Below are 15,794 nucleotides of genomic sequence, written 5' to 3'. Positions count from 1 at the left end.
ACCACTCCGACAGCATGCAAATCACCCCGCACCAAGCCAAATACATTGCGCACGACCTCACGCTGCAGCACTCTGGCGGCGGTATTGATCGTTTGGGGCAGGCCCTTTTCAATGCCAGTGTTGACTTAAACCCTCACCAGATTGAGGCCGCGGTTTTTGCCTTGCGCTCGCCTTTGTCCAAGGGCGTATTGTTGGCGGACGAGGTGGGTTTGGGTAAGACGATTGAGGCGGGCATCGTGCTGTGCCAGTACTGGGCCGAGCGTAAACGGCAACTACTGGTGATATGCCCGGCCTCACTGCGCAAGCAATGGGCACAGGAGCTGGAGGAAAAGTTCAACCTTCCCGCCGTGGTGCTGGATTCCAAAACCTGGCGCGAAGCACAACGGCAAGGCATGGCTCCGCTCCGCCAAAAAGCCGTGGTCATCGTGTCTTATGCCTACGCCACCCGCATTAAAGAAGAAGTGCGATCGATGGCTTGGGATTTGGTAGTCATTGACGAAGCGCACAAACTGCGCAACGCCTACCGTGAAAGCAACAAGATCGGGCAAGCCATCCGATGGGCCACAGGGGACAGCCGCAAGCTGCTGTTGACGGCTACGCCTTTGCAAAACTCTATTCTGGAGTTGTACGGTCTTTCCACCCTCATCGATGAAAACATCTTTGGGGATGTGAATGCTTTCCGCAGCCAGTTCACGGGAGCAGGTGGTGACTTGCAAGGCTTGCGTAACCGGTTGGCCAGCTTTTGCAAACGCACGCTCCGCAAAGACGTAACTGAATACATCAACTACACCGAGCGCAAGCCACATACGCAGAAATTTCGGTCTACCGATGATGAACACAAGCTTTATGAGGCGGTTACCGCTTACCTGCTTCGGGATGACAGCTACGCCATACCGCGCCGCCAGAGGCACTTGACCGAGCTGATATTGCGTAAGCTGTTGGCGTCCAGTTCTTTGGCCATCGCAGGCACCTTGTCAGTGATGAAACTTCGTCTGGAGGCTCTGCGCGAAGAGAAAATCCAGGCACAAGACGACTGGGTCGATTTGCTGATTGAAGACGAAGAGATTGAAGAAGACCTGCTTGATGAAATTTTGAATGAAGGCAAAGAAGAGCAGGCCGAACCGACAGATCCGGCCAAGCTGGACCGTAAACGTTTGAACGAGGAAATCGGTGAGCTTGATCGCCTCGTTGCCTGGGCACAAGGCATTGGGACAGACACCAAAACGAAGGCATTGATCCAAGCTCTGGACGTTGGTTTTAACGCCATGGCCAGCACAGGCGCTCAACGCAAAGCGCTGATCTTCACAGAATCCAAACGCACCCAGGAATACCTCAAACGCTTTCTGGAGCAAAACGGCCATGCAGGCAAAGTGGTGCTGTTCAGCGGCACCAACAACAGTCCGGAAGCCACCGGCATTTACGAGCGGTGGGTGAGTGCGAATCAAGTTTCAGTGCGTATCACCGGTTCACGCGACATTGATATTCGCACCGCACTGATCGAGCACTTCCGCGACGAAGCCGACATCTTGATCGCCACCGAAGCCGCAGCTGAGGGTGTGAATATGCAGTTCTGCTCCTTGGTGATCAACTATGACCTGCCTTGGAATCCCCAGAGGGTGGAGCAGCGCATTGGCCGCTGCCATCGTTATGGACAAAAGCACGATGTGGTGGTCATCAATTTCTTCAACGAGCGAAACCATGCTGACCAGCGCGTGCTGGAGTTGTTGGCCGATAAGTTCAACCTTTTTAACGGTGTGTTTGGTGCTTCAGATGAAGTGCTGGGCACCATCGAGTCGGGGGTGAACTTTGAACGGCGGATTCTGGAGATTTATCAAACCTGCCGCACACCAGAGCAAATCGACACAGCCTTTAACGCCTTGAGGGCTGAAATGGATGCCTCCATTCAGGTTCGTATGCAAGACACCCGACGTCAGTTGATGGAAAACTTTGACGCCGATGTGCACGACCGATTGCGCATTCAGCTGCAAGACACACGGACGCATCTGGACCGCTTCAGCCGTCGTTTTTGGGACTTGTCACGTCATATTCTTCGGGAGCAAGTCTGGTTTGACAATGAGCGCTTGCATTTCGACATCAAGCCGCCGCGCCCAGCAGAATTGCCTGCTGACGTGCCCACAGGCCGTTATCACCTGATTTCGCGCAACCAACCTACTGACCCAAACTCACTGGCAGTCAATGACCCGAGTCTGGATGGCCATACCTACCGTTTGTCTCACCCATTGGGTGAGTGGGTAGTGCACACTGCCAAACAGGCCGAAACTCCCGTGCAAAGGCTTGTGTTTGACACGCAAAAAAACGAAGCCCGCATTACCGTGGTTGATCAACTGCGCGGCCAATCAGGCGTGCTGACCTTGCAAAAACTCACGGTAAACAGCTTTGAAAAGCAGGAATATTTGCTGTTTTCAGCAATGACCGATCAAGGTAAGAGTCTTGAACAGGAAACCTGTGAGAAGCTCATGGATGTCTCAGCCAGCCTAGATTCGAATTTAGAACAGCTAACAGGTGTCTTTGGACATCGCCTGCAAGCTGAAGCAAAGCGTCATGCCGATGCCACCATGGCTTATGCATTGGAATCAAATAACAAGCACTTTGCCGAAGCCCGCGACAAGCTGGACCGCTGGGCCGAAGACATGGTGCAAGGGGCTGAACAGTCCCTGAAAAACACCAAAGAGCAAATCAAGGTGGCCCAACGCGAGGCGAGACAAGCCCCAACGTTGGATGAGCAACAGGTCATTCAAGAGCGAATAGCTAAGCTAGAGCGCCAGCAACGCAAGCAGAGGCAAGAAATCTTTCAAGTGGAAGACGAGATCCACGACAAGCGTGATCAGCTCATTGAAGAGTTGACTAGGCGAATGGCGCATTCGGCATCATCTGAACCACTTTTCACCATTGCATGGCAGGTTATCTGAACCTGCAAAACAACCCGCAACAAGACATGGCAACGACAAACAACAAACAACTCGTCCGTCTCAAAGGCCTTTTGAAGGACCTTTTCCAACTTGATCAACCTGAGCTCGACTTTGGGCTTTACAAAATCATGCACGCCAAGAGCGTGCAGATCACCCATTTTCTGGAAAACGATTTGCTCAAGGAAATTGAGACAGCATTTGGTGCTCGTGACAGCGCCAATGCCGATCAGCTATTTGCACAAGCCAAAGCCAAGTTGTTTGAAAGCCTGGGCGACACTGCCTTGGACGCCAACGGAGAGCTCAACCCCACCTTTGCGGCATTGCCTGCAGGCAAAAAGTACCTTGAGGATATGGCGAATGCACAGGCCGCCAAGGAGTCGTTGAGCGCTGATGCGGAAATTTACGACCACCTGTACCGTTTCTTTGAGCGCTATTACGACAACGGCGATTTTTTGAGTCGCCGTTACTACGCCCGTGAAAGCGACACACGGGCCGCACCCTACAGCGTGCCCTACGACGGACGTGAGGTGTATTTGCACTGGGCCAACAAAGACCAGTATTACATCAAGAGCGGCGAAAACTTCAGCCACTACACCTTTGACCTGATTGAAGCATTCAAAAAGCTCATGGAAGGTGCCAAAGCCAACGGTCAAGACGGTGGCTTTGATTTTGAGGTACTCGCCACCGCCGCGGGCGAACAAAAAGCCATGAAGGTGCATTTGCGCATTGTCGAGGCACAAGAGGGTGAGCACGGCAACATCAAAGCCAGTGGTGACCAAAAGCGTGAATTTATCCCGCTGCTCAGCAAGCCTGCTGAGCTGGATGCGGATGGCAGCCTAGTGCTGAACTTTGAATACAAGGTACTGCCAGAAGCCTATCCCTTTGACGAAGTCGAGATCAAAGCCAAGTTTGGAAGTATCAACAAAGAGCACATGCCCGCCCACTGGATGGCCGACGTGTTCTTGCAAGCCATGGCCCAGTTGCCAGAAGGCCAAGCTGCGGACTACATGCGCCTGCTCAATCTGTTGGCCCCTACCGACAAGCAAACCAAGCGCCCCTTGCTGGCCAAGTACATCAGCTTGTACACCGCCCGCAACACCATGGATTACTTCATCCACAAGGACCTAGGTGGCTTCTTACGCCGTGAGCTGGACTTCTACATCAAGAACGAAGTTATGCGGCTGGATGACATTGAAAACGCCGATGCACCCAAGGTGGAGCAGTACCTGGGTAAGGTCAAGGTGTTACGCCGCATTGCTCATCAGCTTATTTCATTCCTAGCCCAGCTTGAAGACTTTCAGAAAAAGCTTTGGCAGAAAAAGAAATTTGTGACCGAAGTTAATTACTGCATCACGTTGGATCGAATTCCAGAGAAGTTCTACCCGGAGATTGCGGCAAATGAGGCACAACGTGAGGAGTGGGTCAAACTTTTTGCAATTGATCAGATAGTTGGCGACACCGCAACTATTGGCTACAGTCAGCCATTGACAGCGGATTTTATTAAAGCGAATCCGTATTTGATCGTTGATACCGCGTTTCTCCCTGATATCCAAAAAGTTGCTTTACTGAGTGAGTTAAAAAATGTTGATCAGGCTTGTGACGGAGTGCTCATTCACTCAGAGAACTTTCAAGGATTAAATTTCCTTCAAAATAAATATGCTTCTTCGATAAAGTGCATTTATTCAGATCCTCCCTACAACACCTCGGGGGACGGCTTTCCATATAAGGATGCTTACAAACATTCGAGTTGGGCCAGTATGATGTTTGATCGTCTGATGCTCGGGAGGCAGCTTTTGTCAAGTGACGGCTTGGCTTCTCACTATATAGATGAAAACGAACATGTGATTGCGTCTTTATTGCTTTCAATAGTTTTTGGTGAGGAAAATAGAGCTGGTGATATTGTCTGGAAAAATTCAAGCAAAAATGATCAATCCTATGTTTCAATGCAGCATGAGTATTTAATTTCAGCTGTCAAGTCGAAAAAAATTAATAAAGGTGAATGGACAGAAAGAAAAGAGGGGCTTTCTGAGATTTACGCTGCATTCGATGGCTTTCGTGCAAAGCACGGTGATGATTGGGGTGCCATACATAAAGATGCGCTGGCTTGGTATCGTCAGTTCCCCGAATCAAATCCGATTATTGATAGTAAACACTATTCCTGGATGGATGGGCGCGGTGTGTATTTTCCAGATAATATTTCCGGACCTAATCACGGGCAGTACGTTTATGAATTAATTCACCCAAAAACCAAAAAGGCTGTAAAGGCTCCTGCCAGCGGCTGGCGATACCCAGAAGCGACAATTCTTGAAAGAATTAAAGATGACTTGGTTCATTTTGGAAAGGATGAGACCACAGTTCCTAATAATAAAACTTATTTAAAAAATACCGAAAATCAGAGTTTAACTAGTATCAAGTATCGAGATGGGCGTGTGGCAAGCAAAGCACTAAATGCCATGTTTGGTGAAAAAACTTTTGCCAATCCAAAAGATGTGGAGTTGTCTGCAAGATTTTTGAAGGCATTTAAGGTTGATGATTCTTGTGTGTTGGATTTTTTTGCTGGAACTGGAACTACGGGGCATGCTTCAATTGAATTAAGTCGACAATCAATATTAAATAAATTTATTTTGATTGAGCAAAATGCTTATTTTGATGGGTTGTTGCTGCCGCGTTTGAAAAAGGCCGTTTACTCAAAGGAATGGAGGGATGGCTTACCAGTTGATCGGAATGGTATTGGTTATTGCATTAAATACCTTCGACTTGAAAGCTATGAGGATGCACTCAACAATTTGATTGTGTCTGATGATGCGGCCCGTGACCGCGCCTTGGATGTAAGTCCTGAGCTTCGTTCTGCATATATGCTGAACTATTGGTTGGATGTTGAGACACAAGGCAGCCCCAGCTTGTTAAATGTGCAAGCCTTTGCCGACCCTACCAACTACGCCATGAAGATCAAAAGGCCTGGCAGCGATACCTTGGCACAGCAGCGTGTTGACTTGATTGAGACCTTTAACTGGCTGATTGGTCTCTGGGTGGAGCATTTGGCTGCCCCGCAAACCTTCATTGCTGAGTTTGAACGAGAGGTCGACAAAGATTTGCCCAAGGATCAGAACACTCGCCTGTTGTGCAAGCGCCTCAAGCCGGATGATCAAGGTCCGTTCTGGTTCCGCTTGGTGGAGGGCTATACGCTCAAGGTACCGGGTGATGACAGCTCGCGCCAAAAAACGCTCATTGTTTGGCGCAAGCTGACCGACAACCCCGAGCAAGACAACGCTGCTTTGCAAAAGTTCCTGGTGGAAAAGCTGCAAATCTCACCGCGTGAAAACACCTACGATGTGATATATGTGAATGGCAGCCACACGCTGCCCAACCCATTGGTGGAAGCTGAACAGAACAAAGTGCGTCTGATTGAAGAGGCCTTTCACGCGGCCATGTGGTCGCAAGAGGCGATCTGATGGCTACACGTTCAAGAATCGCACGGTCAATCCCAGTTTTGCCTTTCTCACAAAAACTGGTGCTCAACCAATGGTTGATCTCGTTGTTTGGCATCGACCCATTGCAGCAGCATCAGCACAATGGACGTCCCGTGCGCCCCATGTATGCGCTAACCAAGACTTTGCGCGATTGCCGCGAGGGCCTGGATACTGACAACCTTCACTTTTATTCCAAGCAATTGCAGTTGGGTTGGTTACCGCAGGCATCGCTGCATCCTGATCGTTTGCTTGCTTACGACCAAAACATCGTGGCGCATACCCAATGGCTCAACGAGGGGCGGGAAAGACCGATTGAGTGGAAGTATTACCAATGGTTGTCTCTGTTATTCACAGAAATTTATCTGGACCAGTACTTCAACCATCGGAACAATTTATTGTCCAGTTTGAATGGTTATGTCAGCCGCTTCAATGCGCACTGGGCCTCGCAGGCCATGCCGCACGCGACTGGGATTGAGGCCTACACCGAAGACGAGTTGAACAAACTGTGTTTGCAAAACGCCACTGGGTCGGGCAAAACGCTGCTCATGCATGTGAACTACCGTCAGTTTGCCCATTACGCCAAAGAAGCGGGTCAGGCCGATGTGGTGACGCGCACCATCCTCATTACCCCTAACGAGAGCTTGAGTCAGCAACACGAGCACGAGATGCGACAAAGTGGCATTGAAGTGGGCCGCTTGGTGCTGGACAACAACGATATGTTTGCCAGCCAAAGTGGGCATTTGACCCGCATTGACTATATAGAGATCACCAAGCTGGGTGACAAGGATGGTCCTACATCCATTTCCACCCGTAACCTAGGCATGCAAAACCTAATTCTGGTGGACGAAGGCCACCGGGGGATGGGTAAGGCCGAAGAGGATGGCTGGTACAAGCAACGCTCCATGCTGACCGAGCAGGGCTTTGCGTTTGAGTATTCGGCAACCTTCCGCGAGGCCGTCACAGCTGCTGCAAGCTCTAGGATTGAGCAGGCCTATGCCAAGGCGGTGCTGTTTGATTACTCGTACAAATACTTTTACGAAGATGGCTACGGCAAGGATTACCGGATTTTCAATATTCCAAAGTCCCAAGAGGACGTGGAGTTTTTGTACCTGACGGGTTGCTTGCTGACGTTTTACCAACAGCTTGCACTGTATGAAGAGCGCAAGGCTCAATACGCAGAGTTCAACCTGGAAAAGCCACTTTGGGTGTTTGTGGGCGGCAGTGTCAGCAAGGCCGTTGCCAGCAAAAAAGTCAAAGGCAAAGTCGTTGAAGAGGTGGATGAAACTGCCTCAGACGTGGTGCAGGTTTTGAGCTTTTTGGCTCGGTTTCTGGCAGATCCAGACAGGGCTAAAAATGCGGTTCAATCTTTGTTGACGAAAAAGGGCGACGAGACGGGCCTGGTCAGCAACAACGTGGATATTTTTCACGGGGCGTTTTTGTACTTGCTGCAACAGATGCAGTCGGGCAAAACGGTTGAAACCGTCCATTCAGACATCTTGGCCAAGCTGTTCAACAACTCAGCGGGCGGTTTGCTGCAAGTGCAGCGCTTAAAGGGTGACAGTGGTGAATTGGTGTTGCTGGCTGGAGAGGCTAGTCAGCACTTTGGTTTGATCAATGTGGGTGATGCACTCGGCCTATCCAAACATTTGGAGTCATTGCAAAAGTCTGACGTCTTGCCGCCGATGTTGGTCGGGGACAGTGATTTCCTTGCCGCGCAGTTCAACAGCGTGAAGGAGTCAAGCTCGCCTATCAATCTGCTGATGGGTGCTAAAAAATTCGTTGAAGGGTGGGATTGCTGGCGTGTCAGCACCCTGGGGCTGATGCGAGTAGGGCGGACTGAGGGTTCGCAAATCATTCAGCTTTTTGGTCGTGGCGTGCGTCTTAAGGGGTGGGAGTGGAGCCTCAAGCGTTCGAGCCATGCACGGCCTATGGGTGCACCGCAATACATCAACCTGATTGAGACTCTGAATGTGTTTGGAGTGCAGGCCGACTTCATGGAGAAGTTTCGCCAGTTTTTGCTGGACGAAGGCCTTCCTACCAATGACAGTAAAGTGGTTTTCACGATTCCCATGAATGTGACACATGACTTTGGTCACAAGCTCAAGATCGTTCGGCCTAAACTCAAGGACGGCGAAGGGCGCGAATACAGCTTTAACCGCGACGGCGTGATGCCTCTCCTGGGGGAGGTGCCCGAGTACTTAACGCGCAACCGAATTGAGGTGGATTGGTACCCCAAAATCACGGCCATTGCTGCCCCTGAGGTTGGCAAACAGGCCGGTGCTGTTAATGAAAAGAATCAAGCGGTCTTTTCAGCGCAGCATGTGGCGTTCATCGATAAGGACCGCCTTTATTTTGAGCTGGAAAAGTACAAGGCCCGTGAGAACCAATACAGCTTGATCATTCGGCCTGAAAGCTTGACTGGGTTAATGTTGGACACCAGTTGGTACAGCTTGTTGGTTCCCGCTGAGCTGATGTCGCTGCAAAAATATAGCAATGTGACCGTTTGGAATCAGCTGGCGTTGGAGCTTCTCAAGAAGTATTGCAGCCGCTTTTTCGATTACAAGCGTGACGAGTTCATTCGACCAAGGCTTCGTGTCGCTGACCTAGATGCCTCCCATGAAAATCTTCCCCAGCTTGGTGAGTCATATACGCTGACAGTGGATGCCAGCGAGACTCAGCTGATTGCAGATATAAAAAAATTACAAATTGATGTAATAACTGCGCAAAAGTCAAAGGCCAAACGATTGCTCTTGGATGTCGGACAGTTGAAGGCGTGCATTCTTGGAAACCATCTCTATCAGCCGCTGCTATCAGCTAAGCGCGGCACTCCCGTCAGCGTTTCTCCAGTGGCATTGAATGAAAGTGAAACAGGTTTTGTCAGTGCTCTTATGGGATGGCTAGACCGCGAAGAAGCTAGGCTCGAAAATGAGAATACGACCATTTATTTGTTGAGAAACAAATCTAAAGGCAGTGGGATAGGATTTTTTGAAGCCGGAAATTTTTATCCTGACTTCATTCTTTGGGCTGTCAACGGATCAAAGCAAGTTGTTTTGTTTATTGAGCCACATGGCATCTCGCATGAAGGCCCCAAACACCCTAAGGTGAAATTTCATAAAACAATCAAAGATATTGAAAAACGCTTAGGGGATAAAGATTTGCGATTGGAGAGCGCGATCGTGACTCCAACCAATTTTTCAAGTGTTAGAGATCGAGGGTTGACCAAACAAGATTGGGTGGATAGCCATGTTTACTTCATGTTGGACTTGAGTGCGACAGGGAATCCCGACTTCATCGACAACTTGATGCGCTTGGTTACGCAATAAAGATAGCCTTGGTTTGAATATGAAAAAAGCCACAGAATTCGCGATGCATACGGATTTCTTGCCATCGTTGCGTGCTTTAGCTCAGAATGGAGGGCCAGGAAAACGTGCTGCAGATACTGCATTGAAGGCATGGGAGAGGTCGCAGAAGGATGGGATTTCTTTTGATGAGGTATTTGAAGGTATACCTTTAACCAACCATGGTGAAAACCGAATCAATAATTGTCGAAAATTTGATCTCACAGGTTTCGCCAGATTGGTCACGGCCTACAGCAAAAACATTTGTGTTTTCCTTTACATAGGTGATCACACTTCCGTTGATTCATGGCTGGATAAGAACCGTGGGCTAGACATCATCGGTCGCTCAGACGGTAAGAAAACTCTGCTTGCGCCTGTTTATGTTTCAGATACCAAAAATGATGATGTGGGCGTTATAGATTCGTCTATTGATCTTCAAAGCAACGGTCCAATCATTAATCAATTAGATGAAGCTGATTGTGCTATTTTGCTTGCTGGGTTATCAGCGGAGATGATTGCAGTAATTCAGTCTATAGAGGCAATCACAAGCGAAGACGAAATCCTGCAATCCATGATGCGAATGTCAGAAGGTGAGCAAACTAATGCACTTTTAGATGTCTTGTTGATGTTGCGTGCAAGCGATAAAGTCAAAGCAAAAAACAGGATTGATCAATTTTCAGGTGCTGCGAAACTCTTATCGGATATTTCTGAAAATTCGCTGGTGGATGTTGTCTCCAGCGACAGTATTGTCATGGTTCAGGACGTTGATCCTGTGCTGTTTCAGCACTTCGTTCGTACAGCAAATTTCAAGCAATGGATGTTGTATTTACATCCGGCTCAAAGGAGCATCGTTGATCGAAGTTTTGATGGTCCTGCAAGGCTCGCAGGTGTTTCTGGTTCTGGAAAGACGTGTGTTGTTGTTCATCGTGCCATTCGGCTGGCTCGTGCTGAACCAAACAAGTCAGTACTCATCATTACTTTAAATGACGCACTAGCAAAACTCATCAACGATCTCGTTGTCGCGCAATGTGGTGACTTAAGTCCTGCCAACATCCAAATCAAATCAATTTTTCAACTTTGCGCAGAACATCTTGCGCAACTTGAGCCAGGTAAAGAGGACTATTACTCACGTCGAACAACAGTCAAGAATCAATTCGCAGCATCTGAACATATTGATGAAATATGGCGTGAATACTTCTACTGTGAAGCCAATAATCGATCTGCTGACGTCATGTTGGATCTGATCAAAACACTGGCTGTTCGGGGCATCAGCGCCCAAGATTACATTCGTCAAGAACTTGATTACGTACGTAGTGCTTTCCCGCTTGGAAAACGAGTGCAGTACCTAAAAATGGAACGTACTGGTCGAGTTATTCCATTGATAGAGCAATACCGAGTTTCCGTTCTTGATGGATTGGTCGGCTGGGAGCAAAAGATGGCCGCTGTCGGTGCTGTCGATGATCTCGGTATAGTGACCGCTCTGTACAAGCACATACACTCAATCGCTCCGAAGTTTCATCACACATTGGTTGATGAGGTGCAAGATCTTGGTACCCTTGAGCTCGAAATTATTCGAAAGTTGACGTTCAGTGGTCAAGATGATTTGTTCCTATGCGGGGATGCTGCTCAATCAGTTCAAACAAAACATGCTGACTTCAAATCAGTGGGAATTGTTATTCCCCCAAGAAATAGCATCAATCTTAAGCAAAACTATCGTAATAGCAGTCAAATTTTATCTGCTGCACAGGACGTACTGACAAAGTCCTTTGAAAGAATTCCTTCGGGGACTGTTGATATTGAAATTCTTCCTCCAGAGTACGCAAATTTCAGTTCGCCCAGCCCTGCTTTGTTGCGAGCGGATTCATTAAAGGAAGAGTTGGCACTGGCATTGGCCTATGTTGATGAGGTACTGCCAAAAAGCGAAGCGAAGAAAGCATGTGTTGCCCTTTGTGGATTTACTCAAAATTCAGTCGAAGAGTTGGCCTTAAGCCTCGATTTGCCTGTTTTATCTGACACATCCGATATTTCATCTGGCCATTTGTTTTTATCAGATCTTGAGCAGACAAAAGGGTTTGAATTTGATCTGATGCTTATTCTTAATTGCTCTGCTGGTGTTGTGCCCCATCCTCAGTTACCAGAGGAGGAGTGGTTCAGAGATTTGAGTAAGTTGTACGTCGCCTTGACACGAGCAAAGACCGAGCTCGTGGTCAGTTATTCCGGTGACTTTTCCTCCTTTTTGAAGGAATCACTTGCTAAATTTAATCTCGGTATCTGGAGCGACTATGGTCTCGTGCCAAAAGATTTGCGTTCAGTCGAGATACCTGATGCTGCGCTTGAAAAAATTGGTGATCTGTTTAGATGGAACGTTGAAGGTAAGGATTTTCTGAAATTGAGAGATGCAATTGGGCTCTCGATTCCAGCACAGGATGCTATTTTGCAGCGTGTCACTGGACGTGAACGGACTGAAGGGCGTACTAGTGGCAGACGCAAACAACTTGAATGGCGCACTTTCAGTCAATTCATGACTGCAATGCAGAACAAACAAAATTCGATTTCAGTTATTAGTTCCGAGGTTTGGGAGGAACTTAATTTGAGATTCAGCAGCTTTATACAAAATAGCCTAAGAATTTTACCGGCACTAAATTCATCCTCCAAGGAAGCACTGTTGGTAAGTAGTGACTTGCCGACGAGCATCTCCTCAACTGAAAATCAATCAAAGACGATTTTGAAGTTATTTCGCCCGCCCAAAATTTCAGACTATTCAACCAGAACCCATGCTGCTTACATGATCGCTTGCCTTCTGATTGCGCAGGATGTTACTGATGTGAATGAATTGGCTGTTGGCAAAGCTATGTCTTCAGATGTACTCCAGTTTTTGCTGAACACACCTCCGATTAGGTTTTGGGTAGAGCGGGGGTGGATGCGTATCCATAAGGCTAATTCGTCGATTTATCTTTTGACTAAGTCAGGAGTTGATGAGTGCAAATTGCGGCTATCAACCACGATTACTCAGAATAAAGGTAAAACAGGTAGTAATTTCTCTAAAGAGCGGATTGATGCTTTTCGTCAAACGATTTTGTGCGGCCCAAGTTCAATCGCGGTGAGTCAAGGGCATAAGTACATTGAACGCTCGTTCACTAAATACATGTAACGAAACGCTAGACAGTCTCTGTTCATTTAATGCCCAAAGATTGTTAGTCAATTGCCATAAGGATTGTTCGGGTTGTCTTGGTTAAAGGTGTTTCCAGCGTCAAATGGGTTGTTGATGCTTTCCGGTTAAAGCGGCTGCCATATTTACCGAGTCGTCCCTGAGAAACCCCTGAAACCCGCATGAATGCTGGCTTTCAGGGTCATTCCCAATTCTCAAAACTCCCATGCTGACATTCAATTGAGCCTGTTTTCTGGGAGTTCTTGAGGCACATATGTCCATCACCGCCGATTTCTTTCGCAACCGCTTCGATCAAATGATCGATCTGCGTCATCCACTGGCCGTTTTGGCCAACCGCATTCCTTGACAAGAAATCGAAGCTTCTCTGGCCCACCACTTTGCCCGCCAAGTGCGCGCTGGCAAGAAGATCGAAGACTCGGACTTGTTTGGAGCAACCGAAGTGATTGCCGGTGCTGGCGTCTCCAAAGCCGGACGCCCCCGAGTTCGACACTTCCCCCCTGTTTTTCGCTCATTTCGAGGGGTGGCCTCCATATGAATCAATCACTTAGCCGTGGTTTCTTGGATTTTCTTGTAGTGTAAACATTTGTTAGTTGGTGTAGTTCCCCCTTTCGCTCCATTTGCTACACTTGCACCATGTTCATCAAACTCGCTCGCGCCCGTGGTCACACCTACGCTCAAATCGTAGAGTCCTACCGCGACGCCAACGGTCAGCCTCGCCAGCGCAACTTGCTCACCCTCGGCCGTATCGACGAGAACAACGGGCAGATCGACAAGATGCTGCAAACGCTTCTCAAGGCCCGTGGCCATGGGTCCGTTGATACCGCCACCCCGCAGGTGCAGTTCGAGTCGGCCCTGTCTCTTGGCGATGTCTGGGCTTTGGACCAACTCTGGCGCGAGATTGGCTTTGACTGCCTGGCTGGTGTTTTCCGCCGTGCCCGCTTTTCCATCGCGGTCGAGCAATCCATTCGCGTCATGGTCTTCAACCGCCTGTGCGATGCCGACTCCAAACTGGGCACTCTGCGCTGGCTGCAAACCGTCTCCATGCCCGGGGTGGATCCGGCCAAGATCACACATCAGCACTTGCTGCGCAGTATGGATGCGCTCATGGACCATCAGCAGGCGGTTGACGACTGCGTGGCCCACCTGCTGCGTCCCTTGATCGATGACGCGCTCTCCGTTGTCTTCTACGACCTGACCACCATCCGCGCGGCAGGCCACAGTGTTCAAGACGGCGATGTGCGGCACTTTGGCATGTCCAAAGAAGGCACGGTGGCCCGCCAGTTCATGCTGGGTGTGGTTCAAACGGCCGACGGCATGCCGATCTACCACGAGGTATTTGACGGCAACACGTCAGAAGCGCCCACCCTTTTGCCAACGGTGCGCAAGGTGCTGGCGCGTTACCCGCACATCCGCCGCTTGGTGATGGTGGCTGACCGGGGCTTGCTGTCTGTCGACAACCTGGCCGATCTGAGCGCCATCAGTCTGCCCGATGGGCAACCGTTGGAGTTCATCTTGGCAGTGCCGGGTCGCCGCTACGGGGAGTTTGCCGAGTTGCTGCAGCCCTTGCACGCCGCCGCTGAGCCCGAGGGCGAGACGGTGGCCGAAACCTCTTGGGAAGGACTGCGTTTGGTGGTGGCTCACAACCCGCAACGGGCTCAGGAACAAACAGACAAACGTACAGCGCGCATTGCGGCGTTAGAAGCCCGGGCCAGAGACTTGGCCAACAAACTCGATGGACAAGACGCCGGGCAAAAAAAGCGCGGACGCAAGCTCAGCGACTCGGGGGCCAAAGCACGTTTCTTTCAAGAGGTGGCCGAGGCCCATTTGTCCAAAATCATCAAGGTCGACCTCAAGTCCGATTTGTTCGCGTACGACATTGACGCCAAGGCATTGGCCCGCGCCCAGATGATGGACGGCAAGTTGCTGCTAGTGACCAACGTGGCGGACCTTGAACCTGCCCAGATCGTGCAGCGTTATAAGAGCCTGGCCGACATTGAGCGGGGTTTTAGGGTGCTCAAGTCCGAGATTGAGATCGCGCCGGTCTATCACCGACTGCCTGAGCGCATCCGCGAACACGCCAGCATATGCTTCATGGCCTTGATTCTGTACCGCGTGATGCGTCAGCGTCTGAAGGCGGCGGGCCATAGCGCCTCGCCCGAAAGCGCATTGGCGCAATTGAGAAAAATTCAACGCCAAAGCGTTGCCATCAACCAGGGGGTGCCGGTTTCAGGCATCTCCAATATCCACCGCGAGCAGGCCGACTTGCTGGCGGCGATGAACATCAGAAAGCCCGTGCCGGATGCGCAATTGAGTCTGTTGTAGTGGAAACTTTGAAGTGGTTTCTAATGAAATCAAGCACTTAGCGCGTTTCGTGTCGAACTCGGGGGGTCTCAACGCCGACACCGTCGGCACCTGTTGGCAGGACGCATGTTCTGGCCTTCCTCGAAGGAAGGCCAAGGAGTGAATGTCTTGAAACCCAACCAACGCGCCACGGTGATCACGCTGCTGCAGCGCAACACGCCCCAGCGCGAGATTGCCCGCATCACCGGCATCGACCGCAAAACCATTCGCAGCTACCACACCCGCTGGCTGCTTGATCCTTCAAACTCCCCCGGGGTGACCACCGGCTCTGAGGCCGTGACCCCTCAAATTCCCCCACCCTGGCCACCGGCTCTCGTTTCCACTTCCTCCAGCCTGTGCGAAGTCCACCGCGTCTTCATTGAGGCCCAACTTCGCCTTCGCCGCAACGCCACCGCCATCTTCCAAGACCTGGTCGATGCCCACGGCTATTCAGGGGCCTACAACTCCGTCAAACGCTTTGTGCGCGCCTTGCGCAAGAAGACGCCCGAGCAGTTTGATCGCCTGTCCTTTTTGCCCGGCGAGGAGA

General features: G+C 50.0%; 5 protein-coding genes and 2 pseudogenes. All 7 read left to right on the top strand.

Annotation, left to right across the window (positions count from 1 at the left end; translation table 11 throughout):
• The first annotated feature begins 14 nt into the window (after positions 1 to 14).
• Entirely contained in the window at positions 15 to 2,930 is a 2,916-nt protein-coding gene (locus tag AMM41_RS16475; protein ID WP_089961541.1) for an SNF2-related protein, read from the top strand.
• Positions 2,915 to 6,382, top strand: coding sequence for a site-specific DNA-methyltransferase (locus tag AMM41_RS16470; protein WP_228769323.1), 3,468 nt, complete (start codon positions 2,915 to 2,917; stop codon positions 6,380 to 6,382). Before AMM41_RS16475 ends, AMM41_RS16470 begins: the two co-directional genes overlap by 16 nt.
• Complete coding sequence (locus AMM41_RS16465; protein WP_089961536.1) at positions 6,382 to 9,723, top strand: DEAD/DEAH box helicase; 3,342 nt, start codon at positions 6,382 to 6,384, stop codon at positions 9,721 to 9,723. Before AMM41_RS16470 ends, AMM41_RS16465 begins: the two co-directional genes overlap by 1 nt.
• Before the next feature lie 19 nt (positions 9,724 to 9,742).
• A complete protein-coding gene (locus AMM41_RS16460; protein ID WP_089961533.1) occupies positions 9,743 to 12,889 on the top strand; it encodes a UvrD-helicase domain-containing protein in 3,147 nt (1,048 codons plus the stop codon).
• A gap of 271 nt (positions 12,890 to 13,160) precedes the next feature.
• Positions 13,161 to 13,391: pseudogene (locus tag AMM41_RS22295) on the top strand (IS5/IS1182 family transposase); the annotation flags it as partial.
• 149 nt (positions 13,392 to 13,540) lie between these two features.
• On the top strand, positions 13,541 to 15,229 hold the full coding sequence (locus tag AMM41_RS16455) for an IS1634 family transposase (protein WP_089961530.1): 1,689 nt from the start codon (positions 13,541 to 13,543) through the stop codon (positions 15,227 to 15,229).
• 105 nt (positions 15,230 to 15,334) lie between these two features.
• Positions 15,335 to 15,794 (top strand): annotated as a pseudogene (locus AMM41_RS16450) (IS21 family transposase); the annotation flags it as partial.

Origin of the sequence: Limnohabitans sp. 2KL-3 (assembly GCF_001269405.1) — a bacterium.
Classification (GTDB): Bacteria; Pseudomonadota; Gammaproteobacteria; order Burkholderiales; family Burkholderiaceae_C; genus Limnohabitans_A.
The sequence above is the reverse complement of the archived record's forward strand: the minus strand, read 5'-3'. Positions and strand labels throughout refer to the sequence as shown.